The following is a 23,449-nucleotide window of genomic DNA, read 5'->3' on the forward strand; positions in this document are numbered from 1 at the left end:
CCAGAAGGGCGTCCAGGTTTGTCTTCACACACTGACCAACGGGCGCCCTTCGCCATGGTCGCGACCAGCACGGAAATCGGACTCATTCATCTAGGGGAGATCGCCAAGGCCTGCGGCTCGACGGGCTGGGCCGCGGCCGTCCTGGGCGTCCACCCCTGGCACCTGGCCCTCTTCGACCCCCGGGCCCAGGAGGACGTGTGGGGCACGGACGACACCGCCCGCATCTGCTCCTCCCACGCCCCCACCGGACGGGTCACGACGGTCGACGGCGGCTTCCGGCTCTCCGGCCGCTGGCACCTCTCGGCGGGCTGCGACCACGCCCGGTGGGCCCTCCTCGGCGGGCTCGTCACCGACGCCGACGGGCGGCCCGTCGACCTGCGGACGTTTCTGGTGCCCCGCCGCGACTACCGCGTCGACGACGTCTGGGACGCGGTCGGCCTGCGCGGCAGCGGCTGCAACGACCTCGTCGTCGAGGACGCCTTCGTCCCCGGCCACCGGACCCTCGGCTTCGGCCCGGTGACCTCCCTGCGCTGCCCGGGACACCGGGCCAACCCGGAACCGCTCTACCGGATGCCGTACGCCGCCGTCTTCACCACCGCGATCTCGACCGCCATGGTCGGCATCGCCGAGGGCGCGTACGAGGAGTACGTCACGGCCGCCCGCGAGAGCCTCCGCGCCTCCTACGGGCAGCGGGCCGCCGAGGACCCCTTCGCACAGGTACGCGTGGCCCGCGCGGCCGGCGACATCGACGCGAGCCGGCTCCAACTGCACCGCAACACGGCCGAGCTGTACGCCGTCGCCCGCGACGGAGGCGAGCCGTCCACCTCCCTGCGCGCCCGGGCCCGCCGTGACCAGGTCCTCGCCACCGAACGCGCGATCGCGGCCGTGGACCTGCTGATGGAGAACGCCGGAGGCGGCCCCATGCGCGGCGGCGCGGACGTCCTCCAGCGCGCCTGGCGGGACCTGCACACCGGCCGGGGGCAGGCGGCCAACGACGTGGAGCGGGCGCTGCTCCTCTTCGGCCGGGACGCCCTGGGCATCGCCGTCCAGGACCCGATGCTCTGACGGCCGAACAGGTCGTCCCTGCCCACCCCCTCCTTCCGCACCCGTTCCTTCCCCACCCGCGCGAGGCCCGCAGCGCCGAGCCCCGCCGAGCCCCGCCGAGCCGCGGTCAGGCCCCGCTTCCGCGCGGGCTTCCCGCTGAGTGGGAGCACGCCATTTCGCCGCGTGACACCGCGTCGTACGGTCACGGCACTTCCCCCACCACGACCCGAAAGGGGATGCACCATGGCCGACGACGTCCTGGCAGCGATCCGCGATCTCGCCCCCGGTCTGCGCGAGCGCGCGGCCGAGGCGGAGGCCCTGCGCCGCGTACCCGACGCGTCCGTCAAGGAGATCGAGGACACCGGCTTCTTCCAGCTCCTCCAGCCCCGGGCCTTCGGCGGCCGGGCGGCGGACCCGCTGGTCTTCTACTCGGCGGTCAAGGAGATCGCCAAGGCGTGCGGCTCGACCGGCTGGGTCGCCTCCGTGGTCGGCGTCCACCCCTGGCACGTCGCCCTGTTCGACCCGCGCGCCCAGCAGGAGGTGTGGGGCGAGGACCCCAAGGCCCGCATCGCCTCCTCGTACGCCCCCACCGGCAAGGCGACCGCCGTCGGCGGCGGCTTCCGGCTCTCCGGCCGCTGGCACTTCTCCTCAGGCTGCGACCACGTCGGATGGGCCCTGCTCGGCTGCCTCGTCCCCGACGCCGACGGCAACCCCGTCGACATGCGCACCTTCCTGATCCCCGCCTCCGACTACCGCGTGGACGACGTCTGGGACACCGTCGGGCTCCGCGGCAGCGGCAGCAACGACGTCGTCGTCGAGGACGTCTTCGTCCCCGACCACCGCGCCCTGAGCTTCGGACCGGTCACCGCCCTGAAGGTGCCCGGCCACGAGCTCAACCCGGAACCGCTGTACCGGCTGCCGTACGCCGGCGTCTTCACCGCCACGATCTCCACCCCGATCGTCGGGATCGCCGAGGGTGCCTACGAGTCCTACACCGAGGCCACCAGGCAGCGGTTCCGCGTCTCCTACGGGCAGAAGGTCGCCGAGGACCCCTTCGCGCAGGTCCGCATCGCCCGCGCCGCGAGCGACATCGACGCGAGCTGGCTGCAGATGACCCGGAACATCGGCGAGATGTACGCGCTCGCGCAGCGCGACGAGGAGCTCCCGATGGAGCTCCGCACCCGCACCCGCCGGGACCAGGTGCTCGCCACCGAGCGCTGCGTCGCGGCGATCGACCTCCTCATGGAGAACGCCGGCGGCAACGCGATGCGCACCGGCTCCGGCCCGGTCCAGCGCGCCTGGCGCGACGCCCACACCGGCCGCGGCCACGCCGCCAACGACCCCGAGCGGGCCCTCGTCATGTACGGGCAGTGCGCGCTCGGCATCACCATCCACGACACCATGGCCTGACCCGAGAGGCGCCGCAGATGGCAGAGGCAGAGCTCACCCACGCGTCGACGTCCCGCACCGTCAAGGCGGCGGGACTCACCCTCCACTACCACGAGGCCGGCCCTGCCGAAGGGCCCCCGGCACCCGTCGTGATCATGCTGCACGGCGGCGGCCCCGGAGCCTCCGGCTGGAGCAACTTCGGCCGCAACCTCCCGGTCTTCGCACGGCGCTTCCGCACGCTCCTCGTCGACCAGCCCTGCTACGGCCGCTCGGACAAGCCGGAGCCCGACAAGGACTATTTCAGCTACAGCGCCGATGCCGTGGCCGCGCTGATGGACGAACTGGGCATCGAACGGGCGCACTTCGTCGGGAACTCCCTCGGCGGCGGCACCGCCGTCCGCATCGCCCTGAACCACCCCGGCAAGGTCGCCAAGCTCCTCCTGATGGGCCCCGGCGGCGTGTCCGTCAACCTCTTCGCCCCGGACCCGACCGAGGGCATCAAGCGCCTCTTCGAGTTCAGCGCCTCCCCGGAGCCGACCAAGGAGCAACTCCGCGCCTTCCTCAGCGTGATGGCGTACGACCCGTCGACCGTCACCGACGAACTCGTCGAGGAACGCTGGGCCTCGGCGAACGATCCCGAGACCCGGCTGGGCAACGCCCGGATGGGGGCCTCGTTCGCCAACCCCGCCTGGGCCGAGGACGTGATGCTCTGGCGCGAGGCCCACCGGATCACCCAGCCGGTCCTCCTCACCTGGGGACGCGAGGACCGCGTCAACCCCCTCGACGGCGCACTCGTCGCCCTCAGGACCATCCCCGACGCCCGCCTGCACGTCTTCCCGCACTGCGGGCACTGGGCCCAGGCGGAGCAGGCCGACGAGTTCAACCGCCTCGCGCTCGACTTCTTCTCCCACTGACCCCCCTGACCACGGACACGCGTCCACACCCCCGACCGCTGACACACCCCCGACCACTCACCTCACCTGACGGAAGGTGCACCACCATGGACATCCGCGCTCTCGGATACCTGCGCCTGGAGACCACCGACCTCGACGCGTGGCGCCGCTACGCGCTCGACGTCCTCGGCATGGCGCAGGCCCCCGGCACCACCGACGACACCCTCCTCCTGCGCGTCGACGACCGCGCGTACCGCTTCGCGATCCAGGCGGGCGAGAGCGACCGGCTGCTCGCGGCCGGCTGGGAGGTCGCCGACGCCGCCGCGCTCGCCACGGCCGCCGCCGAGCTGGAGGCGGCCGGCGTCGCCGTCAAGACGGCGGACGACGCCGAGCTCGCCGAGCGCCGTGTGCGGGGCCTGATCCGGGCGACGGACCCCTGCGGCAACCCGCTGGAGATCTACTGGGGGCAGGCACAGGACCACACCCCGCTCGTCACCCCGTACGGCAACCGCTTCGTCACCGGCGACCTCGGCCTCGGTCACGTCGTCCTCCCGGTCCCGGACATCGAGGCGGCGCTCGACTTCTACGAGAACCTCCTCGGCTTCCAGCTCCGCGACTCCATGAAGCTCCCGCCGCAGGCCGTCCCGACCGCCGCGGAGCAGCGGGACTTCCACTGGATGCACTTCCTGAGCCCCAACCGCCGCCACCACAGCCTGGGCCTCTACCCCGGCGCCCTGCCCCCCGGCATCGTGCACTTCATGGTGGAGCTGGAGACCCTCGACGACGTCGGCCGGGGCCTCGACCGCACCCAGGCCGCGGGCGTCCCCATCGCCTCCAGCCTCGGCCGCCACACCAACGACCGCATGGTCTCGTTCTACGCCCAGGCGCCCGGTGGCTTCCAGGTCGAGTACGGCTGGGACGGACTGGTCGTCGACCCCGCCACCTGGGTCGCCAAGGAGATCACCGCCGACAGCTTCTGGGGACACCAGTGGAACGGCTGATCGACCCCGCCGCCTTCCGCGACGTCCTCGGCCGCTTCGCCAGCGGCATCACCGTCGTGGCGGCGCTCGACGAGGGTGAACCGGTCGGCTTCGCCTGCCAGTCCTTCGCCTCGCTCTCCCTCGACCCGCCGCTGGTCATGCTCGCCGTCGGCAAGTCCTCCAGCAGCTGGCCGAGGATCGAGCGGGCCGGCCGCTTCTGCGTCAACATCCTCGCCGAGGAGCAACGGGACACCTGCGCCGCCCTCGGCCGCAGCGGGCCCGACAAGTTCGCCGGCGTGCCCTGGAGCGTCGGCGAGCACGGGACGGTACGCGTCGACGGGGCCCTCGCCTTCGTCGAGTGCGTACTCCACTCCGTCCACGAGGCCGGCGACCACTCCCTGGTCACCGCCCAGGTGGTCGCGCTCGACGCCCGCGAGGACGGCAGGCCGCTGCTGTTCTTCCGCAGCCGCTACGCCGTCGGGGCCTTCTGATGCCCCTCGACGTCGACAAGGCGACATCCGCGCCGCCCGTGCGCACCGAGGCCGTCTGGGACGCCCGCGACGTGCGCCTCTACCACCTGGCGCTCGGCGCGGGCGTCCCCGAGACCGATCCGCGCGAGCTGCGCTACGTCTTCGAGGGCCACGAGGAGGGACTCCACGTCCTGCCCACCTTCGGGGTGGTCGCAGGCGGCACGGGCGGCGTCGGGTTCCAGGTCTTCGACCTGCCCGGCGTCGACATCGACCTGGCGGCCGTCCTGCACGGCGGCCAGGAGATCACCGTGCACCGCCCGCTGCCCGCCGCCGCCCGGGGCACCGCCGTCACCCGGGTGACCGACGTGTACGACAAGGGCCGGGCCGCCGTGATCGTCCAGGAGTCCACGCTCCTCGGCGAGGACGGCGCCCCGCTCCTCACCCAGCGCAACCAGATCTTCGTCCACGGCGAGGGAGGCTTCGGCGGCGACCGCGGTCCCGCCGACCGCCTCCCCGCCCCGGACCGGGCACCCGACCTGCTCCTGGAGATCCCGACGCTCCGTCAGCAGGCGCTGCTCTACCGGCTCACCGGGGACTGGAACCCGCTCCATGCCGACCCCGCCACCGCCCGCCGCGCGGGCTACGACCGCCCCGTGCTGCACGGCCTCTGCACCTTCGGGATCGCGGTCAAGGCCGTCACCGACCGTCTGCTCGACGCCGACGCGAGCGCCGTGACCGGCTGCCGCACCCGCTTCGCCGGCGTGTTCCACCCGGGGGAGACCCTGCGGCTGCGCGTCTGGGACACGGCCGACGGCTACCGGCTGACGGCCACCGCGGCGGAACGCGACGACGCGCCGGTCCTCACCGACGCCCGCGTCACCGCCCACTGAACCGCGGCACCGCCCGCTGGTCCGGCGGCCGGAGCCGCTCGGACACGACGAGGGAGAACCCGATGAACGACACCTGGGACCACACGTACGACGTGGTCGTGGTCGGCTCCGGCTCCGCCGGAATGGCCGCGGCCCTCACCGCCCGGCTGCGCGGGCTGACCGTCCTCGTGGTGGAGAAGACCGACGTGTACGGCGGCTCGACCGCCCTGTCCGGCGGCGCCATCTGGGTGCCGAACAACTTCCACCTGGACGCCGCCGGGCTCGGCGACACCCCCGAGAAGGCCCGCGCCTACCTCGACGCCACCGTCGGCGACCGGGTGCCGGCCGAGCGCAAGGACGCCTACCTCACCCACGGCCCCCGGATGGTGAGGGAGTTCCACGACCGCACCGCCGTACGGTTCGTCTACACCCCCGGCTACTCCGACTACTACCCGGAGCGGCTCGGCGGCTACCCGCAGGGCCGCTCCGTCGAACCCCGCATCTTCGACTTCAAGAGGCTCGGTCCGGAGCAGCGCGCCACCATGCGCAGGGCCGGGCTCCCCACGTACGGCCTCACCATCACCTCGAAGGACTTCCGCCTGCTCAACATGGTCGGCCGCACCTGGGCCGGCCGGCGGACCGCCGCCAGGGTCGGCGGCCGGGCGGTCAAGGCCCTCCTCACCGGGCAGCGGCTCCTCTCCCTCGGCGAGGCGCTGATCGCCCGCATGCGGCACTCGCTCGACGCCCTCGGCGGCGAACTCTGGCTGTCCGCGCCGCTGACCGGCCTGGTCGAGAAGGACGGCAGGGTCGCCGGGATCCGCGTCACCCGCGACGGCCGGGACCTCACCGTCCGGGCCACCGGCGGCGTCGTCCTCGCCTCCGGCGGCTTCTCGCACGACCAGCGCCTCCGGGAGAAGCACCTGCCGTCCCCCACCTCCACCGAGTGGAGCGCCGCCGCCGACGGACAGACCGGCGACGCCCTGGAGCTGGCCACGGCCCTCGGCGCGGGCACCGACCTGATGGACAAGGTCTGGGGTGCGCCGTCGGTCGTCGTCCCCGACGGCGCACCCTTCTTCCTGGTCGCCGACCGGGGCGTCCCCGGCATGGTGATCGTCGACGGGGCGGGCGACCGCTACGCCAACGAGGCCGCCCCGTACCACGAGTTCGTCGACGCCATGTACGCCCACGACAGGCCCGGCGCCTCCACCGTCCCGTCCTGGCTGATCCTCGACGCCGCCGCCAAGTCCCGCTACCTCTTCATGGGCCTCCTTCCCGGCCAGCCGTTCCCCAAGCCGTGGCTGGAGAGCGGCTTCGTCAGGAAGGCCGCCACCGTCGAGGAACTGGCCGTCCGGATCGGCGTCGCCCCGGAGCGGCTGCGCGCCACGGTGGACCGCTTCAACGGCTTCGCCCGCGCCGGCCGCGACGAGGACTTCCACCGGGGCGACAGCGTCTACGACCGCTACTACGGCGACCCGACGCTCCCCAACCCCAACCTGGCGCCCCTGGAGAAGGGGCCGTTCCACGCGATCCCCGTGCACCCGGGCGACATCGGCACCAAGGGCGGCCTCGTCACCGACGCGACGGCCCGTGTGCTGCGCGAGGACGGCACACCCATCGACGGCCTGTACGCCTCCGGAAACGTCTCGGCGGCCGTCATGGGCGAGACGTACCCCGGCCCCGGCGCGACCATCGGCCCCGCCATGACCTTCAGCTGGCTCGCCGTCAACGACATCGCCCGCCCCCGCGAGGCCGGGGAGAGCCGCTGATGGCCGCCGACCTCACCGGAAAGGTCGCGCTGGTCACCGGCGCGGCCCGCGGCATGGGCGAGGCCGAGGCCCGGCTCCTCGTCGCCCTCGGGGCGCGGGTCGTCCTCACCGACGTCCGCGGGGCCGAGGGCGAGGCGACGGCCGCCTCCCTCGGCCCCGCCGCCCGCTTCGTCCACCACGACGTCACCGACGAGCGCTCCTGGACCACCGCCGTGACGACGGCCGTCGACACCTTCGGCGGGCTCGACGTCCTCGTCAACAACGCCGCGATCTACTCGACCTCGCCCATAGTCGACGAGGACCCGGCCCGCCTGGAGGCGCTCCTCCGGGTCAACCTCATCGGCCCGTTCCTCGGCATCCGCGCCGTGGCCGGCGCGATGCGCGCGAACGGCGGAGGGTCCATCGTCAACATCTCCTCGCAGGCCGGACTCCAGGGCATCTGGGGACACGGCGCCTACGGAGCCGCGAAATGGGGGCTGCGCGGACTCACGAAGACCGCCGCACTCGAACTCGGCCCGGACGGCATCCGCGTCAACTCCGTCCACCCCGGGGCCGTCGCCACCGCGATGACCGCCCACCTCGGCACCACGGCCCACCCGGCCGCACCGCTCGGCCGCGTAGGACGGCCCGAGGAGGTCGCCCGCCTGGTCGCCTTCCTCGCCTCCGACGACGCCTCCTACCTCTCCGGCGCCGAACTCGCCGTGGACGGCGGGGCGTCCGCCGGCCGGATGCCCGCCCTGCCCCCTAAAGGACCGGACACGTGACCCAGCCCACCCCCGAGGTCCAGGCGCTCATCGACCTGGCCGCGGTCAACTTCCCGCCCCTGGGCACGGAGATGACCGACATCACCGAGATACGGGCCTACTTCGCCGCCCGGCCGAAGCCCCCGGTCCCGCCGCCGCCCGTCGCCGACGTGCGGGACGAGGACGCCGACGGCGTACCCGTACGCGTCTACCGCCCGTGCATCCACGAGCACGCCCCCGTGATCCTGTTCTGCCACGGGGGCGGCTTCGTCCTCTGCGACCTCGCGAGCCACGACGGCTTCTGCCGCACGCTCGCCCGGGGCACGGGCGCGACCGTCGTCGCGGTGGACTACCGCCGTGCCCCCGAGCACCCCTTCCCCGCGGCCCCCGAGGACGCCTACACGGCGCTGCTCTGGGCGGCCCGGACGTTCCCCGGCGGCGCGATCGCCGTCGCGGGGGACAGTGCCGGCGGCAACCTCGCCACCGTCCTCACCCTCCTCGCCCGCGACCGGGGCGGCCCCCGCATCGCCTGCCAGGCGCTCTACTACCCGATGCTCGACCCCGCCCGCTCCCGGCCCTCGCACCGTGAGCACGGCCGGGGCCGTTTCCTCACCGCCGACCACCTGCGCTGGTACTGGGACGCGTACCTCCGCGGGCCCGCGGACCGCACCGACCCCCGCGCGGCCCCACTGGCCGGCGCCGACCTGTCCGGGCTCCCGCCCGCCCACGTCGTCACCGCCGGCTTCGACCCCCTGCGCGACGACGGTCTGGCGTACGCGGAGGCCCTCACCGCCGCCGGCGTGCCCGTGGCGGCCCACCACTACGCGGGGATGTTCCACGGCTTCCTCACCATGGCGGTCGACGGTCTGCCCGAGGCGGCCGAGGCCCGCGCGACGGCCTTCGGCTTCCTGCGCACCGCCCTCGACCCGCACTGAGCACCTCACCCCCGCCCCGTACCGCCGCGCACGCACAGGCCCCGCCCCACCGGATCCGATGGGGCGGGGCCTGTCGCCGTGTCCCGCACGGCTCGGCGAGTCAGCGGCTCAGCAGGTCGAACCCCTTGTACCCGGACTCCGCCACGTCCGCGATGATCTCCCCGTACACCCCGAACCCCCCGATGAACGGCATGAACACCCTGGGCTTCCCCGGGATGTTGGCCCCCAGGTACCAGGAGTCCGCCGCCGGGAACAGCGTGGCCGCCGCCCGCTCGCGGCACTCGGCGACCCAGCCCTCCACGGCCTCCGCGCTCGCCTCGATGCCCCGGTAGCCGGACTCGTCGAGATGGCGCAGGCACGCGGCGAGCCAGTCACCGTGCTGCTCGGCGCACAGGACCACGTTCGCCATCACGGACGGGCTGCCCGGTCCGGTCAGGTTGAACAGGTTCGGGAAGCCGTCGGTCCCCAGACCCAGATAGGTGCGGGGACCCTCGCCCCACACGTCCTTGAGCCGGCGGCCGCCGCGCCCCCGGACGTCGATCCGGTCGATCGCCCCCGTCATCGCGTCGAAACCCGTCGCGAACACGATCGCGTCCAGCTCCACCCGCGTCCCGTCCGCCAGCAGCACCCCTCCGTCGTCGATCCGCTCGATCGCGTTCCCCCGCAGGCTCACCAGGCGCACGTCGTCACGGTTGAACGTCTCGTAGTAGTGGGAGTCGGTCACGATCCGCTTGGTGCCGATCGGATGGTCCGTCGGAACCAGCAGGTCGGCCGCGTCCGGGTCGTCGACGAGGGCGCGGACCTTCGCCTCCCAGAACGCGCGCGCCGCGTCGTTGGCCGCCCGGTCCGTGAGCTGGTCGGGGAACGTCTTGGAGTACAGGACCCCGCCCAGCTCCCAGCGCTCCTCGTACGCCGCCCGCCGCTCCTCCTCGGACACCTCGAACGTCCGCGACGCGTGCCCCACGTGCGGCGAGCCGCCGCCGCTCAGCCGGGACAGCCGGCGCCGCTCGGCGTAGCCCGCCTTCTGCCGGGCGCGCGTCTCCTCGTCCAGCGGGGCGTTGCCGGCGGGGATGCTGTAGTTCGCGCTGCGCTGGAACACGGTCAGACGGGCCGCCTGCTCGGCGATCAGCGGGATCGTCTGGATGCCGGAGGAGCCGGTGCCGATCACACCCACCCGCAGACCGGTGAAGTCCACGCCCTCGTGCGGCCAGGCGCCGGTGTGGTACGTGGCGCCGCCGAACTCCGAGGCCCCCGGGATGTCCGGCACGTGCGTGCTGGACAGGCACCCCACGGCGTACACGCAGAACCGGGCCGAGACCACCTCGCCGCCGTCCGTGCGCACCGTCCAGCGCAGCCGCTCCTCGTCCAGCTCGGCCGAGGTCACCGAGGTCCCGAAGGTGTAGTGGCGGCGCAGGTCGAACCGGTCGGCGACATGGCGCAGGTAGCGCATGATCTCCGGCTGGGTCGCGTACTTCTCGCTCCAGTCCCACTCCTGCTGGAGGCCCTCGTCGAAGGAGTACGAGTAGTCCACGGACTCCACGTCGCAGCGGGCGCCCGGGTACCGGTTCCAGTACCAGACGCCGCCCACGTCCTCGCCGCGCTCGAAACCGCGCACGCGGTAGCCGAGACCGCGCAGCCGGTGGACCGCGTACAGGCCGGTGACGCCTGCTCCGACGACCACGATGTCGACGGAGTCGGTGATGCTGTCGTTCACGTTCGTACTCTCCTCATCCGGTGGATGCCGTGCGAAGGGTGGTGGTGCGTCGGCGCAGGGCCGCCTTGTCGACCTTTCCTGCGGCGTTGTGCGGGAGCTCCGGCAGCGAGTGGAAGGCCCGCGGGGCCTTGAAGTTGGCCAGGCGCTCCCGCGTGTACGCGGTCAGTTCCGCCGCGTCGAGACGAGCCCCCGCGGCCGGTACGCACCAGGCGACGCCGACCTCGCCGAGCCGCTCGTCCGGCGCGCCCACGACCGCCGCGTCCAGGACGGCCGGATGGCCGCGCAGCACCTGCTCCACCTCGGCCGGGTACACGTTGAACCCGCCGACCACGAACATGTCCTTGAGCCGGTCGGTGATCCGCAGGAACCCGCGCTCGTCGAGGACGCCGACGTCCCCGGTGTGCAGCCAGCCCTCCGGGTCGACGGCCTCGGCGGTGGCCTCGGGGTCGTCGAGGTAGCCGTGCATGACGTGGGGGCCGCGGGTGAGGATCTCCCCGGGCTCGCCGGGCGGGGCGTCGACGCGCAGCTCCGTGCCCTCCAGGGCCGTGCCGGAGGTGCGGGCCAGGGTCTCGGGGGACTCGTGGGGGCCGCAGACGGCGACCACGCCCGTCGCCTCGGTCAGGCCGTACGCGGTGCTGACGCTCCGCGCGCCGATGTCCGTCCTGATCCGCTCGATGAGCGCGGTCGGGATGTTCGCCGCGCCCGTGACGGCCATCCGCATCGACGTGAGGTCGTAGCGGGCGCGCCGGGGATGGTGGATGAGCGAGGTGAAGACGGTGGGCGCGCCGGTGAGGACGGAGATCCGCTCGTCGCGCATGCGGCCGAGGACGGTCTCCGCGTCGAAGACCTGCTCGGGGACGATGGTGGCCCCTTGCATCAGGCAGGCGAGGACCCCTGCCTTGTAGCCGAAGGTGTGGAAGAACGGGTTCACCAGGAGGTGGCGGTCGCCGCGCCGGAGCGTGACCGCGCGGGCCCACGCGTCGTACACCCGCAGGTTCTGCCCGTGGGTGGTGGGCACGCCCTTGGGGCGGCCGGTCGTCCCGGAGGTGAAGAGGATGTCGGCGGTGTCCGTGGGCCGGACGGCGGCGCTCCGGTCCCGCCGCTCCCGTCCGGTCACGCGCTCCGCGCCCGCCAGGAACCGGTCCCACTCCGCGGAGTGCAGGGTCACGGTCCCTTCGAGCAGCGGGAGTTCCTCCCCGGAGGCCGCGAGCACGGCCCGGTAGTCCGTACCGAGGAAGTCGTGCTCGGTGAGGAGGAGCCGGGCGCGGGAGCGTCGCAGGATGTCGGCCGCCTCCGCCGCCTTGTAGCGGGTGTTCACCGGGACGAGCACCCCGCCGGCCGCCACCGCGCCCAGCGCGGCCACCACCCAGCGGGCGCTGTTGGGCGCCCACACGGCGACGGGGTCGCCCGGCCGCACCCCTCGCGCGATCACCCCGCGGGCCGCCCGGTCGACCCGGTCCCGCAGCTCCGTGAAGGTCCACCGCTCCTCGCCGAAGACGAGGGCCTCCTCGTCCCCGTACCGCTCGGCCGCCCGGTCCGCGAGTCCGGCGACCGTCTGCGCGCCTGTCATGATCCGTCACGTCCTCCCTGCCGCCCGGCCCCTCGTCGGGGTCACGGGCCCGGAACCACAGCGGTCCGGAGCCTCGCAGGGAGAGGCGGCCCGGCGCAGGAGCCAGTTCCCGCTCACCGGGAAGGTGCCGGCGGAACTTCGGACCGGGGCATGCGGAGGGGCCCGGTCGGACGCGGCGGCGAGGCCGGTTCCGGCAAACAGGGGGAGCACGGGCTCAGCCGTCTTCGAAGCGCGGGCTCAGGCGTCTTCGAGGAGGGCCGCGATCGCGTCGAAGCCGCGGCGCCGCGCGTGCCGCAGCGCCGTGACCCCGTCCGCGTCCGCGAGTGCCGGGTCGGCGCCGGCGGCCAGGAGGAGTGCGACGACCTCCTGGTGCGGACGGCCGCCGTCCCCGAGGATCACGGCCTCCAACAGGGCCGTCCAGCCGAGGTCGTTGACGTGGTCGACGTCGATCGCGGTCTCCCGCAGCACCGCCCGCACATAGGCGACGTGGCCGCGCTCGCTCGCGGGGATCAGCGCCACCCCGCCGAAACGGTTGCGCAGCGTCAGGTCCGGGCCCGCGGGCAGCAGGGCGCGCATCATGGCGACGTTCCCGGTCACACCGGTCACGAGCCACGCGCTGTCGTGGCGGCGGTCCTGGGCGTTCGGGTCGGCCCCGGCCGCGACCAGCACACGGGCCGCGTCGACATGGCTTCCGAGCGAGGCGAGCAGCAGCGGGGAGCGCAGCTCCTCGTCGCGGGCCTCGACCCGGGCCCCCTCGTCCAGGGCGGCCCGGACCTCTTCGGCGTCGCCCCGGCGGGCGGCCGCCAGCAGGCGGCGGTCGCGGTCACGCATGTCGTTCCTCCCTGTCGGTTGTGCGAAGACCGGCGGCACCCGGACGGGGGGCCGGGTGCCGCCGGAGCCGGTGGGCCTACTTGGCGAGCGCGGCCACGCCGGCCTGGGCGAACTTCTCGTCGAGGTCGCCGGAGGGGGCGCCGGCGACGCCGATGCCGGCGATGGGGGCGCCCTTGGCGGTGACGGGGGCGCCGCCCGCGAGGAAGAGGGTGCCGGGGATGTCCTTCAGGTTCGGGGCCTGGGCGAGGCGGCCGGCGAGGACGGAGGTCGGGGCGTTCCAGGAGACGGCGGTGAACGCCTTCTTCTCGGCGGACTCGTAGGACTGCGGGCCGGCGCCGTCGCCGCGCAGGGTCACGATGGTGTTGCCGTTGCGGTCGACGACGGCGACGGAGACGCGCTGGTTCTCCTTCTCGGCGGCGTCCAGCGTCGCCTGCGCGGCCTGGGTGGCGGCCTCGATCGTCAGGTGCGTCGACTGCTGGAGGTTGTCGTTGCCGGCGTCGGCACGGATGATGGCCGCGGGGGCGGCGGCCGGGGCGGCGGCGTTGGCGGAGACCGCGCCGAAGGTGCCTGCGGCCAGCGCGGTGGCGGCGATCGTACCGGTCAGGACGCGGGTGCGCAGGGACAGCTTCTTCACGGACATCAGCTCCTTGGGAGGGGACCCCGGGGGTCTCGGCATGCGACCCCTGAGGGGGTTCGGGAAGCTCTGCGTTCCCGCTCTGCACTCCATCCTGGTGCCGTGCGGGGCCGAGGACGGTCGACCTACGGGCTGCCTCCGGCGCCCCCTGCGGAGGACCCCGGGGTCAACCGATCGGACGACAGGGAATGGATCTTTCCGGATGGCCTGTCCCTGCTGTACGTCCTGGGCCCCAGCGGTCCGCCGCCTCCGGCACCCTCACCGAGGCCCCCGCGTTCCCGGCCGGCGGTCGTCCTCCTCCCGTCCGGAGACCTCTCCGCCCGGTACGTCAGCCGGACCTGCCTGCCTGCGGCGCAGCGCGACAGCCGCGCCGCCACCGGCGACGAGCAGCACGGAGGCCACGCCGACGAGCGCGGCGGCACTGCCGTCCGTCCCGGTCCCGGCGTGCCCGGCGCCGTCCTTCACGGGTACCTCGGCGCTGTTGCCGTCGATCGTCTCCCGGATCCACTTCGCGTGGGCGGGTGCGCTGGAGTAGAGCCCCGGCCCTTGCGAGCACGGCACGTCCGGGGCGCCGGGGCCCGAGGTCACCCCGACGAGCTCCCAGCGTCCCCCGCGGCCCTTCACGAGCTGCGGGCCGCCGGAGTCGCCGCGGCACGCCATGGCCCCGGGCCTCGTGCTGATCGTGCACAGCCGGGTCGGGTCGGCGTAGCCGGGCGCGCACTCGGACGCGGCGCCCAGGCGGGTGTCCAGCTCCTGGAGCCGGTCCGGGAACCTGAGTTCGCCGTCGACGGTGCCGCCGAAGCCGAGGAGCCGGGTCGGGGTGCCCGGCCTCCCCGCCTCCTCCGCGATCGTGACGGGCCGCTCGGTGACCGGCCGGTCGAGGCGGACCAGCGCCACGTCGTCCCTGTTCGGAGCCTTGCCCTCTCCGTTCACGTAGCCGGGGTGGACGAAGGTTCCGGGCAGCCGGTCCCAGGACGATGGGGCTGTCCCCCGGCCGTGCCGTGGACGCGCGGGTAAAATTCGAGACGGACACGAGTGCGTGGCCGGACGCCCGCGTGGTGGCGGAACGGAGGTCGGCGTGACCGGTTCCTCGATGCCCGAGGGCCCGCCGTACGGTGCTCTGGTGGATCCCGGATTCGCCGCCCTGATCGCCGAGAACCGGTGGCTGCGCGACCGGAACGCCCACCGCCATCTGCTCGACCTCGCCGCCGGTGTGCTCGCCGCCCAGATGCGCCTGTCCACCGCCGACGCCGCCGAACACCTCACCGCCCTCGCGTCGGCGACCGGCCTGTCGGTCTCCGACATCGCGGCGGACGTCGTCAACGCCGTCGCCGGGAGCGACGGCCCCGCGGCCGCCGACACGACCGACGGTGCCCGGCCCTTCGGCCGGACCGCCGAGGACCGTCGGGCCCGCCGCACCGCCGCCGAGGCGGAGACCGCGTACACGGTCCACGAGGCGGCACGGACCCTGCTGCACGGCGGGCTCGCCCCGTTCGGTGCGGACAGCCTCTGGCTCTGGCAGCGGGCCGACCACGGCTGCCTCTTCCTCGCGGGCTGCGCGGGCGTCGGGGCGGCGGAGGCCGCGGCGTGGCAGTGGATTCCCCCCGCGGTCCCGGAACCGCTCCGATCCGCCCTCACGAACGGCACCCCCGTCTGGCTGGAGGAGGGGCCGGCGGCCGGAGACCTGCTGCCGGGGGCGTCGCCGTACGGCGCGCGTGCCCTGCTGCCGCTGATCCGCCGCGGCAAGCCCGTCGGACTCGCGCTGATCGGCTGGCCGCGTCCCCGGTCCCTCGACAGCACGGCCCGGCGGGCCCTCACCGGGCTCCTGGAGGTGGCGAGCACCGTCCTGGACACCGCCGACACGTCCCGGCCCGCCGTACCCGTCCTCGTCGACGTCCTCGACTCCCTCGCCCACCCGGCCGTGCTGCTCCACGTCCACGGCACCGAAGAACCCACCGTGGAACACCTCAACGACGAGGCGGTCGCCGTGCTCGGGAGCCTCCCCCGGGAGGACCGCCACTCCCTGATCGGCCACTTCCCGCTGGTCCACACGGATCTCGCCCGTATGGTCCGCCGCGCCGCCGCCACCGCGCGCGTCCAGCGGGCCGCACGACTGCCCGCGCTCGCCCGGCCGGACGAACCCGTGCCCCTGCTCGACGTGCGCGTCCTGCCGGCCGGCGAGGACCGTGCCATCGCTCTGTGGCACACCGTGGCCGACCCCGCCACCGCCGCGGGCCGGGCCACCGCACGCCTGCAGAGCGTCGCCACCTTCCAGGACAGCCTCACCGGCGGCGAGACGTTCTGGTCGGAGCAGGCGTACGGCGTGTTCGGCATGGCCCCGGACGAGCCGCCGGTACCGCTCCTGGGCCTGCGGGGACGCGTGCACCGGGACGACGGCGACGCGCTCACCGCCCTGCTGAGGACGCTCACCGAACGCCAGACGGGCGCGCAGGCCGTCCTGAGGATCGTGCTCCCCGGCGGGGCCGTACGCCATGTGCGCGTGGCGGCCGAGCCCCTGATCGCCGAAGGGGCGGTCGTCGGGATCACCGGCGTGTACCAGGACGTGTCGGACAGCCGGCGGACCGAGGCCGCCCTGACCGCGACCTTCGACCACCTCACCGCCCTGCACCACCAGGCGGAGACACGCCACCAGCTCGCCCTCCAGCTCCAGCGGGCGATCGTGCCCGAGGTCCCCGGCCTCATGGAGCTGCCCGGCAGCCTCGTCGTGGCGGTCCGGTACCGGCCGGCCACGGCGGAGTACCGGGTCGGCGGCGACTGGTACGACGTCCTCGCGCTGCCGACCGGGAAGGTCCTGGTGGCCGTCGGCGACATCGCCGGGCACGGCATCGACTCCGTCACCGGCATGGTGGCCCTCCGCAACGCCCAACGGGCCCTCGCCTTCACCGGAGAACCGCCCCGCAGGCTGATGGGCTGGCTCAACGAGGTGACGCTGCGGACCGGAGGAGGTACGACGGCGACGGCGGTCTGCGCGCTGTACGACCCCGAGGACCACACTCTCGTCTGGTCGAGCGCCGGACACCTGCCGATGCTGCTGCTGCGCGACGGCCGCGCGCGTCTGCTCGACCCGCCGCGGGACATCCTCCTCGGCGCGGTCTCCCCGTTCTCCTACCGGGAGCGCCGGATCGGGCTGCGCCCCGGGGACACGCTGCTGCTCTACACCGACGGGCTGATCGAGCGCCGGCACGACGGACTGGACGAGGGCCTGGCGCTGCTCGCCGCCGAGGTGGAGCGGCTCGCGGACCGGCCGCCGGAGCGGCTCGTGGACGAACTGCTCACGACAGCGACCGGCGACACCGACGACGACACGAGCCTGGTCGCCGTGCGCGTGGGGTGAACGGCGCGGGGGAACGGGTGGCGGGTACGGGCACGGGGTGCGTGGCTGGGGTGACGCCGTCAGGCCGACAGCCAGGAGCGGATCTTGGCGGTCAGCTCGGCCTCGTCCACCGGTTTGGACACGTAGTCGTCCGCGCCCGCCGCGAGGGCGTCGGCCCGGTCGTCCGGCATGGCCTTCGCGGTGACCGCGATGATGGGCAGCTTCTCGCGTCCCGGAAGCTTCCGGGTGGCCTTGATGGCGGTGTACCCGTCCATCCCGGCCATCATGACGTCCATCAGCACGATCCGGATCTCGGCGTGCACGGCGAGGGCGTCGAGGCCGGCCTGGCCGCTGTCGGCCGTGAGGACGCGCAGCCCGTGCCCTTCGAGGACCTCGGTGAGCGCGAAGACGTTGCGGGAGTCGTCGTCCACGACCAGGACCGTCTCGCCCTCGGCCCGCTGCGCCGCACCGCTTTCGTCGAGCCGGTCGGCGCCGAAGTCGTCCTCGTGCGCGCGGTCGACGGGGGAGGAGCCGTCGGTGGCGGCCGGGGCGACCTCCGGGGCCGGGCCGGGTACGGGCAGGTAGAAGGTGAAGACGCTGCCGTGGCCGGGCGTGCTGGCCGCCTCGATGGTGCCGCCGAGGAGTCCGGCCACCTCCCGGCTGATGGAGAGCCCCAGCCCCGTGCCGCCGTACCGGCGGGCGGAGGTGCCGTCCCCCTGCTGGAAGGCCTCGAAGATGAGCCTCAACTGCTCGGAGGGGATGCCGACACCGGTGTCGGTCACCCGGAAGGCGAGGACGGGGCCGCCGTCGTGACGCAGGGCGGGCGGCGTCTCCGCGGCGCTCGCCCGCTCGACGGCGAGGGTCACCCGGCCCGTGTCGGTGAACTTCAAGGCGTTGGAGAGGAGGTTGCGCAGGACCTGGCGGAGCCGTGCCTCGTCGCTGTTGAGCTCCTCGGGCACGTCGTCCCCGCGGGTGATGGTGAACTCCAGCTGCCGTTCGTCGGCCACCGGGCCGAAGGTCGCCTCCAGGTACTCCAGGAGCGCACGGAGGGGGAACGGCTCGTGCCGGATGTCCATCTTGCCGGCCTCCACCTTCGACAGGTCGAGGATGTCGTTGATGAGCCGCAGCAGGTCGGAACCGGCGGAGTGGATGACCTCGGCGTAGTCGATCTGCTTCTCGGTGAGGTTTCCCTGGGAGTTCTGGGCGAGCAGCCGGGCCAGGATGAGCAGGCTGTTGAGCGGGGTGCGCAGTTCGTGGCTCATGTTGGCGAGGAACTCGGACTTGTACATCGAGTTGCGGGCCAGTTGCTGGGCCCGGTCCTCCAACTCCTGCCGCGCCTGCTCGATGACGAGGTTCTTGGACTCGATGTCCTTGTTGCGCTGGGCGAGCAGCGCCGCCTTCTCCTGCAACTCCGCGTTGGACCTCTGGAGCTCCTGCTGCCGTGTCTGCAACTCGGCAGAGCGGGAGCGCAGTTCGTCGGCGAGCTGCCGGTACTGCCCCAGGAGCTTGTCGGTGCGCATGTTGGCCACCAGCGAGCTGAGGACGGCACCCGTGCTGACCACGAAACGGTCGAGGAACTCCCGGCGCAGCGGGGTGAAGGGGCGGACCGAGGCGAACTCGACGGCGCCGAGCACCTGTTCCTCGACCACGATCGGCAGCACGATCAGCATGCTCGGCTCTCCGGACCCCACTCCGGACGCGATGGTGGCGTACCCCTCGGGCAGGTGCTCGACGAGGAGGGCGCGCCGGTCGCGCGCCGCCTGCCCGACCAGCGACTGGCCGAGCCGGAAGCGGCGCGGCTCGGCGTCCGGGGCGTCGGGGGAGCCGTAGGCGGCGGTCATCACGAGTTCCACGCCTTCCTCGCCCTCCTGGGCGAGGAAGAAGGCGCCGTACTGGGCGTCGACCAGCGGAGGCATCTCGGCCATGATCAGTTCGGCGATCCCGGGCAGGCTCCGGGTGCTCTGCAGGAGTCCCGTGATCCGGGCCAGGTTGGTCTGGAGCCAGTCCTGCTCCTCATTGGCCCGGGTCGTGGCGCGCAGCGACTCGACCATCGCGTTGATGTTGTCGCGCAGGTACCCCACCTCACCGGGCGCGTCGGCCGTGATCGAGCGGGTCAGGTCCCCCTCGGCGACGGCGCTCGTGACCTCGGCGATGGCCCGGACCTGACGGGTCAGGTTCCCGGCGAGCTCGTTGACGTTCTCCGTGAGCCGCTTCCAGGTGCCGGAGACGCCCTCGACCTCCGCCTGGCCGCCGAGCTTGCCCTCCGTGCCCACCTCCCGCGCCACCCGGGTCACCTCGGCCGCGAAGGACGACAGCAGGTCGACCATGGTGTTGATGGTCGTCTTCAGTTCGAGGATCTCGCCCCGGGCCGCGACGTCGATCCGGCTGGTCAGGTCGCCCTGGGCGACGGCGGTGGTGACCTGGGCGATGTTCCGCACCTGGTTGGTGAGGTTGTCGGCCATGGAGTTGACGTTGTCGGTGAGGTCCTTCCACGTGCCGGAGACGCCGTGGACCGTGGCCTGACCGCCGAGCTTGCCCTCCGTGCCCACCTCGCGGGCCACCCGCGTGACCTCCTCGGCGAAGGAGGAGAGCCGGTCGACCATCGTGTTGATGGTCTCCTTCAGCTCCAGGATCTCGCCGCGCGCGTCCACCCGGATCTTCCGGGTCAGGTCGCCGCCGGCGACGGCCGTGGCGACCTGGGCGATGGACCGCACCTGCGAGGTCAGGTTGTCCGCCATCGTGTTGACGCCGGACGTCAGCTCCCGCCACGCCCCGCGCGCCCGGGGCTCACGGATCCGTCCGCCCAGCAGCCCCTGCCCGCCTACCTCGCCGGCGACGCGCGTGACCTCGGAGGTGACGAGCGACAGCTGCCCGACCATGTCGTTGTAGACGGCCGCGATCTCGGCCAGAATGCCGCCGCCGGCGTCGGGGAGCCGGGCGGAGAGGTCACCGTCGCGGACGGCCGTGAGCCCGGCGAGCAGCTGCCGGAGGCCGTCCTCGCCGAGCTCCGCGGGAGGGGGCACCCCCTCGGGGGGCACCGGTCTGCGCTCTGCCATGGACGACCTCGCACAAGGACGACGTGGTACGGGCCCGGGCGCGGGTCGCGCCATGGAGCTCCTACACCACCCCTCCACTCTAGGGCGTGTTGTGAAAGTAGCGCCGGTCGCCCGTAGGGCGGGCCCGACGGGGTCTGGTGCGTGCGATCGCAAGGCGGAGGGTCGCCCCGGTACTGGATGTATCGGGGTGATCCCGACAACGCGGCGAGCGTGCGTGCCAGGCGCCGTCGGGCAGGCGGGACTTTCGCAACACGCCCTAGGTCGAAGAGGCCCCCCGGGCCCCGGCTGAGGGCTCTCGCGCCCCCTGGCCGCCTGACGCCGGCACCATCACCTCGAACCAGACGGTCTTGCCCTCTCCCCGGCGTACGCACCCCCAGGCCACCGCGAGCCGTTCCAGCAGGTACAGCCCGTGTCCGGACGTGCCGCCCGCATGGTGCGGCCCGTGGGGCCGGGGACGTACCGGACTCGTGTCGCTGACCTGGACCCACAGCCCGCCGTCCGTCCGGTCGAGGCGGAGTTCGTACGGGACGCCGCCATGGACGAAGGCATTGGTGACGATCTCCGACACCAGCAGCAGGGCGTCCTCGGCCGCCACCTGCCCGGGCGCGCCCGCCGGCCCGAACCACTCGCTCAGCGCCCGCTGGGTGAGGTCACGGCAGGTGCGCGTCGTTCCGGCGCCCTGTGTCAGTTCGTAGCGGCGGGTGAGGGCGGTCGCACGCTGGGCTTCGCGGCCGGTCATATCCTGCCGCTGCCCCGGCAGCTCAGGCCGAACCCTCCGGCGGGCTTCCTTCCGGGACCGCTTCCCCGGCCGGAGGGGCCGGACGGTCCGCTCCCGGTTCGTCGTCGAAGGCGGAGCCGGGATCCGCGTACACCCGGAAGACCGACCGGGCCCCGGTGATCTGGAGCATGCGGTCCACCGGGGGCTGCAGCCCCGAGAGGTCCACGCGTCCGCCCGTGGCCAGCATGCGCCTGCGCGCCTTGAGGAGGACGTTCAGTCCGGTCGAGTCGCAGAACCGCAGACCGGAGCAGTCGACCACGACCCGTGCGGCCTCGCGGTGCGCCGTCAGCGCGGTGCGCAGGGGAGCGACGGTGTCGTGGTCGAGCTCGCCGTTGAGCACCAGGACGACGGTGCCGGGTCGGCCACCCGGGCGGGTCTCGAGGAGGAATCGGCGCTCTTCGGGCTCCGTGCGCTCACCCATCACCTCGCACCTGCCTCCCTCTCAGCCTGCCGCTGCCCCCCTGGACGCCCTTACATGCGCGCCCCGGCACGTGCGCGGTGACGAGCCCGCTCGTCACAATGGGGGTATGAAGGGCGAAAGGCCCGGTCGGCTGGAGGGATGTGGGTCGATGAGCGACGAGGAGCCGGCGCCGACGGTCGACGGCGAGCCGCCGTGCGACCGGTTCACGGTGGTGATCCGGCCCGTGCCGGGCGCGGACACCGACGTCCTGGTGCTCGCCGGAGAGCTCGACCGTGACACGGTGGCGCCACTGCGCCGGGCGGTGGAGGAACGCCTCGGGGTCGCGCGGATCGTCGTCGACTGCTCGGGCCTGGAGTTCTGCGACTCGTCCGGGCTGAACGCGCTCCTGAGGGCGCGGCTGCGCGCCCGGGAGACGGGTGGTCGGCTGGAGCTCGCGGGGCTGAGACGGCCGGTGGACCGGATGTTCGAGATCACCGGGGCCACGTCGGTCTTCCGGGTGTACGGGTCGGTGGGCGAGGCGCTCGCCGAGAGCGGCGTCGAAGGCGGCGGGGCGCATGACCGACAGCGCTGACGGTCACCGGAACCAGGCGAGACAGGTCCGCAGGCTCGTGCTGCACGGGACGCGGGGCGTGGTGTCGCGCTGCCGGGACTTCACCGCCGAGGCGCTGGCGGACTGGGGCTGGATCCCGGCGGAGACGGAGGAGGAGAGCGAGCGGGTGGAGGACGTCCTCCTGCTCGTGTCGGAGGTGGTCACCAACGCCTGCCTGCACGCCGGCGGCCCCGAGGAGTTGGTCCTGCGTCTCGATGGCGGGCGGCTCCGGGTGGAGGTGGCCGACGCCAGCCCCGTACACCCCCGTCTGGAGATCACGAGGTCGCCGGCGCTGCCCGGGGGGCACGGCGTGATGGTGCTGGACCGGCTGGCCGGTGCGTGGGGCAGCGAGGACAAGGCGTCGGGGGACGGGGTCGGCAAGGTGGTGTGGCTGGAGGTCAGCCGTCCGCCCGCTCCGCAGGCGAGCCGTCGTCGAGCAGGCCCGTCCTGAGCTCGCCCAGGATGTGGGTCAGCAGCCGTGAGACGTGCATCTGGGAGAGGCCGACACGGAGACCTATCTCCGACTGGGTGAGCTCCTCGCCGAAACGCAGCTCCAGGATGCGCCGGTCGCGTGCGTCCAGACGGGCCAGCAGCGGCCGCAGTGCCGTGAGGGACTCGATCAGTTCGTAGGGGGAGTCCGGTGACGCCAGTCGCCGGGCGTTGCCCCCCGGGCCGTCGTCGTCGTCACCGGCGGTGACGTCCAGCGAACGGGCGGCGTAGCCGTGGGACGCGAGCTGGCCCTCGGCGACGTCCTCCTCCGTGATGTCCAGCTCCGCCGCCAGCTCGGCCCGCGTGGGGCGGCGGCCGAGACGCTGTTCCAGGGTGTCGGCGGACTTCGCCAGGTCGATGCGGAGCTCCTGGAGACGGCGGGGGACCCGTACGGCCCAGCTGGTGTCCCTGAAGAATCGCTTCATCTCTCCGACGATCGTGGGGAGGGCGAAGGCGGAGAAGTCGACGGCGCGGTCGGGGTCGAAGCGGTTGATCGCCTTGATCAGGCCGATCGTGCCGACCTGGAGGATGTCCGCCATCGGCTCCGCGCGGTTCCTGAACCGGCGGGAGGCGAACTTGACCAGGCTGAGGTTGAGCTCGACGAGGGTGTTCCGCACGTACGCGTACTCGGGCGTGCCTTCCTCCAGCTCGCGCAGCCGCTGGAAGAGGTCGACCGACAGGGCCCGCGCGTCCTCCGTGGAGGCGCCCCTGGGGTCGTCCGGCTCGGGGAGCCCGCCCAGTGCCGCCCGGCGGACCGACGCCCCTGGCGCGGCGGTGCGCCACGAGGTGGCGGAGCGGGTGCGAGAGGTGCGGGGACGGACTGCGGCGGTGGACATGAGGAGTCCTTCGACGGGTGGCGGTGGGCCTGCCGCCGGCCGTGAGGGCGCGGCGGGGGTCCGTCGGTGTCGTGCTCTGAGGTAAGGATGCCCGTTATCGCACGGTTT

Annotated in this window: 20 protein-coding genes and 1 pseudogene; 12 read left to right on the forward strand and 9 right to left on the reverse strand. The window is 73.5% G+C overall.

The features are described 5' to 3' along the window. Window positions 1-54: 54 nt before the first annotated feature. From hsaA (ACF08F_RS18340) to ACF08F_RS18380, 9 genes are all read left to right on the forward strand, one after another. Entirely contained in the window at window positions 55-1,065 is a 1,011-nt protein-coding gene (gene hsaA / locus ACF08F_RS18340; RefSeq protein WP_392299542.1) for a 3-hydroxy-9,10-secoandrosta-1,3,5(10)-triene-9,17-dione monooxygenase oxygenase subunit, read from the forward strand. Between the two features lie 222 nt (window positions 1,066-1,287). Continuing rightward, window positions 1,288-2,454, forward strand: a complete 1,167-nt coding sequence (hsaA, locus tag ACF08F_RS18345; RefSeq protein WP_392299543.1) for a 3-hydroxy-9,10-secoandrosta-1,3,5(10)-triene-9,17-dione monooxygenase oxygenase subunit — start codon at window positions 1,288-1,290, stop codon at window positions 2,452-2,454. A 17-nt stretch (window positions 2,455-2,471) separates the two neighbouring features. Next, the gene (gene hsaD, locus ACF08F_RS18350; RefSeq protein WP_392299544.1) at window positions 2,472-3,347 is read left to right on the forward strand and encodes a 4,5:9,10-diseco-3-hydroxy-5,9,17-trioxoandrosta-1(10),2-diene-4-oate hydrolase; all 876 of its coding nucleotides are present in this window, start codon (window positions 2,472-2,474) and stop codon (window positions 3,345-3,347) included. 86 nt (window positions 3,348-3,433) lie between these two features. Next, window positions 3,434-4,327 (forward strand): VOC family protein, encoded by an 894-nt coding sequence (locus ACF08F_RS18355; protein ID WP_392299545.1) that lies wholly within the window; start codon window positions 3,434-3,436, stop codon window positions 4,325-4,327. Beyond that, window positions 4,315-4,797 (forward strand): flavin reductase family protein, encoded by a 483-nt coding sequence (locus ACF08F_RS18360; RefSeq protein WP_392299546.1) that lies wholly within the window; start codon window positions 4,315-4,317, stop codon window positions 4,795-4,797. The genes ACF08F_RS18355 and ACF08F_RS18360 overlap by 13 nt, the downstream gene beginning before the upstream one ends. After that, on the forward strand, window positions 4,797-5,666 hold the full coding sequence (locus ACF08F_RS18365; RefSeq protein ID WP_392299547.1) for a MaoC/PaaZ C-terminal domain-containing protein: 870 nt from the start codon (window positions 4,797-4,799) through the stop codon (window positions 5,664-5,666). The genes ACF08F_RS18360 and ACF08F_RS18365 overlap by 1 nt, the downstream gene beginning before the upstream one ends. Window positions 5,667-5,728: 62 nt before the next feature. After that, complete coding sequence (locus tag ACF08F_RS18370; RefSeq protein ID WP_392299548.1) at window positions 5,729-7,411, forward strand: FAD-dependent oxidoreductase; 1,683 nt, start codon at window positions 5,729-5,731, stop codon at window positions 7,409-7,411. Then, window positions 7,411-8,175: a glucose 1-dehydrogenase gene (locus tag ACF08F_RS18375; protein WP_392299549.1), complete on the forward strand. Its 765-nt coding sequence runs from the start codon at window positions 7,411-7,413 to the stop codon at window positions 8,173-8,175. The genes ACF08F_RS18370 and ACF08F_RS18375 overlap by 1 nt, the downstream gene beginning before the upstream one ends. After that, the gene (locus tag ACF08F_RS18380) at window positions 8,172-9,089 is read left to right on the forward strand and encodes an alpha/beta hydrolase (protein WP_392299550.1); all 918 of its coding nucleotides are present in this window, start codon (window positions 8,172-8,174) and stop codon (window positions 9,087-9,089) included. Before ACF08F_RS18375 ends, ACF08F_RS18380 begins: the two co-directional genes overlap by 4 nt. 100 nt (window positions 9,090-9,189) lie before the next feature. Here the strand turns inward: ACF08F_RS18380 and ACF08F_RS18385 are convergent, their stop codons facing one another. From ACF08F_RS18385 to ACF08F_RS18405, 5 genes and pseudogenes are all read right to left on the reverse strand, one after another. Next, complete coding sequence (locus ACF08F_RS18385; RefSeq protein ID WP_392299551.1) at window positions 9,190-10,803, reverse strand: flavin-containing monooxygenase; 1,614 nt, start codon at window positions 10,801-10,803, stop codon at window positions 9,190-9,192. A 13-nt stretch (window positions 10,804-10,816) separates the two neighbouring features. After that, on the reverse strand, window positions 10,817-12,373 hold the full coding sequence (locus ACF08F_RS18390; RefSeq protein ID WP_392299552.1) for a FadD3 family acyl-CoA ligase: 1,557 nt from the start codon (window positions 12,371-12,373) through the stop codon (window positions 10,817-10,819). 237 nt (window positions 12,374-12,610) lie between these two features. Beyond that, entirely contained in the window at window positions 12,611-13,204 is a 594-nt protein-coding gene (locus ACF08F_RS18395) for an ankyrin repeat domain-containing protein (RefSeq protein ID WP_392299553.1), read from the reverse strand. A gap of 76 nt (window positions 13,205-13,280) precedes the next feature. Then, entirely contained in the window at window positions 13,281-13,838 is a 558-nt protein-coding gene (locus tag ACF08F_RS18400) for a heme-binding protein (RefSeq protein WP_392299554.1), read from the reverse strand. Window positions 13,839-14,327: 489 nt separating this feature from the next. Beyond that, window positions 14,328-14,792, reverse strand: a pseudogene (locus tag ACF08F_RS18405) (S1 family peptidase); the annotation flags it as partial. A gap of 124 nt (window positions 14,793-14,916) precedes the next feature. Between ACF08F_RS18405 and ACF08F_RS18410 the strand changes: the two are divergent. Next, window positions 14,917-17,193, forward strand: a complete 2,277-nt coding sequence (locus ACF08F_RS18410) for a SpoIIE family protein phosphatase (RefSeq protein ID WP_392299555.1) — start codon at window positions 14,917-14,919, stop codon at window positions 17,191-17,193. Between the two features lie 59 nt (window positions 17,194-17,252). Here the strand turns inward: ACF08F_RS18410 and ACF08F_RS18415 are convergent, their stop codons facing one another. From ACF08F_RS18415 to ACF08F_RS18425, 3 genes are all read right to left on the reverse strand, one after another. Further along, on the reverse strand, window positions 17,253-20,228 hold the full coding sequence (locus ACF08F_RS18415; protein ID WP_392299556.1) for a HAMP domain-containing protein: 2,976 nt from the start codon (window positions 20,226-20,228) through the stop codon (window positions 17,253-17,255). 256 nt (window positions 20,229-20,484) lie between these two features. Further along, complete coding sequence (locus ACF08F_RS18420; protein WP_392299557.1) at window positions 20,485-20,967, reverse strand: ATP-binding protein; 483 nt, start codon at window positions 20,965-20,967, stop codon at window positions 20,485-20,487. A 22-nt stretch (window positions 20,968-20,989) separates the two neighbouring features. Further along, the gene (locus ACF08F_RS18425) at window positions 20,990-21,427 is read right to left on the reverse strand and encodes an STAS domain-containing protein (RefSeq protein ID WP_392299558.1); all 438 of its coding nucleotides are present in this window, start codon (window positions 21,425-21,427) and stop codon (window positions 20,990-20,992) included. Window positions 21,428-21,575: 148 nt separating this feature from the next. Between ACF08F_RS18425 and ACF08F_RS18430 the strand changes: the two genes are divergently transcribed. Both ACF08F_RS18430 and ACF08F_RS18435 read left to right on the forward strand, forming a co-directional pair. After that, a complete protein-coding gene (locus ACF08F_RS18430; RefSeq protein ID WP_392299559.1) occupies window positions 21,576-21,998 on the forward strand; it encodes an STAS domain-containing protein in 423 nt (140 codons plus the stop codon). After that, window positions 21,982-22,467: an ATP-binding protein gene (locus tag ACF08F_RS18435; protein ID WP_392299560.1), complete on the forward strand. Its 486-nt coding sequence runs from the start codon at window positions 21,982-21,984 to the stop codon at window positions 22,465-22,467. The genes ACF08F_RS18430 and ACF08F_RS18435 overlap by 17 nt, the downstream gene beginning before the upstream one ends. Here ACF08F_RS18435 and ACF08F_RS18440 read toward each other — a convergent pair. Further along, window positions 22,415-23,341, reverse strand: a complete 927-nt coding sequence (locus tag ACF08F_RS18440; RefSeq protein ID WP_392299561.1) for a SigB/SigF/SigG family RNA polymerase sigma factor — start codon at window positions 23,339-23,341, stop codon at window positions 22,415-22,417. The genes ACF08F_RS18435 and ACF08F_RS18440 overlap by 53 nt on opposite strands. Between the last annotated feature and the right edge of the window lie 108 nt (window positions 23,342-23,449).

Origin of the sequence: Streptomyces sp. NPDC015130 (genome assembly GCF_043080005.1) — a bacterium.
In the GTDB taxonomy this organism is placed as follows: Bacteria; Actinomycetota; Actinomycetes; order Streptomycetales; family Streptomycetaceae; genus Streptomyces.